The following is a 1,289-nucleotide window of genomic DNA, read 5'->3' as shown; positions in this document are numbered from 1 at the left end:
CTGCAGCACGCCTACCCCGGCCGCCAGGTCATCGCCTACGTCGGGGACGGCGGCTTCGGCATGCTGATGGCCGAGTTCCTCACCGCCGTCCACGCCCGGCTCCCGATCACCGTCGTGGTCAGCAACAACAACACCCTCGGTGAGATCAAGTGGGAGCAGATGGTCCTCGGCTACCCCGAGCACGGCGTCACCTACCGCGACCCCGTCCCCGACTTCGCCGCCTGGGCCCGCGCGTGCGGCGCCCTGGGCACCAAGGTCACCAAGGGCAAGGACGTCGCCCGCGCCGTCAAGCAGGCCCTCTCCCACAAGGGCCCCGCCCTCGTCGACGTGGACGTCGACCCCAACGAGCCCCCCATGCCCGGCAAGGTCGAGTACGACCAGGCCAAGAAGTTCGCCGAAGCCTTCGCCAAGGGCCAGCCCCACCGCACGACGATCGCCACCACCCTGGCCAAGGACCGCATCGAACAGCTGACCCGCTGAGATCCACTTCCGCTCAGGCCGCTTCACACGTCCCGGGAGCGAGCCGCGCGAGGTACGCGTCCGCGTAGGGCCCGATCAACTCCCGCAGCTCCTCCCGCCGGTCGGGGCCGTCCTCGGCCCAGTCGAGGCGGATCGCGAGGTTGACGCTCGCGAGGCCGGAGTCGGGCGAGGCCGCACAAGGAATGCGCACGGCGACGAGATCGGGCCACACGGCCACCTCCCGCGTACCGCTGGTGAAGGTGTCCGCTCCGCTCATGCCGCGGTGCTCCGGCATGACCCGGAGGAACGGCCCGAACCCCTCCCACCGGTCGCCCGTCAGCGTCGGATGGGCGAACACGTAGACGGCCGAGGAGCCGTCCACGTTCACCAGGCACTCCCCGACAGGGTCCACGTACTCCGCAGTCGGGCCGTCATCGAAGTCCAGGGCGATCTCCACCGCCCCGCCCGGAGGGTAGAGGGGCTCGTACAGCCGCTCCGGCAGTTCGACGCCGCACAGCGGATTGGGGATGGCGTACTCCCTGGTCGGCTCCGCCGAGCCGAGGGAACAGGCCGTGCTCGCCGCCAGTACGGCGGCGAGCAGCAGTGCGGCCGGACCTCTCCTCACGATGCTTCCCCTGTCCTCGGGCCTGGGCCCATCCGTCATGCCGCGCGGATCAGCCCGCACCGCGAACGCTGTCGATGCCGTCCTCAAAGCTCTCGGTCGTCTGAACCCTGGCGCCATCCGTCACGAAGGTCCGCTGATCCTGGGGGACATCGCCCCGATGGAAGGCGTCGTTCACCGCCCCGGAGACGAATTCCTCTCGGAAGTA

At 70.1% G+C, this 1,289-nt stretch carries 2 protein-coding genes; one reads left to right on the top strand and one right to left on the bottom strand.

Annotated elements, in window-relative coordinates; genetic code table 11:
- Window positions 1-480: thiamine pyrophosphate-dependent enzyme (locus tag D7231_RS34975; protein WP_242000084.1), on the top strand; the 480-nt coding region annotated here is incomplete at its 5' end.
- A 13-nt stretch (window positions 481-493) separates the two neighbouring features.
- Here the strand turns inward: D7231_RS34975 and D7231_RS34970 are convergent.
- Window positions 494-1,084 carry a hypothetical protein gene (locus D7231_RS34970; protein ID WP_120760394.1) on the bottom strand — a complete coding sequence of 197 codons (591 nt, stop codon included), beginning with the start codon at window positions 1,082-1,084 and terminating at the stop codon, window positions 494-496.
- Window positions 1,085-1,289: the final 205 nt, after the last annotated feature.

It is taken from the genome of Streptomyces klenkii, from assembly GCF_003626645.1.
GTDB lineage: Bacteria > Actinomycetota > Actinomycetes > Streptomycetales > Streptomycetaceae > Streptomyces > Streptomyces klenkii.
Note: the sequence above shows the minus strand (reverse complement) of the source record. Positions and strands in the feature narration are given on the sequence as shown.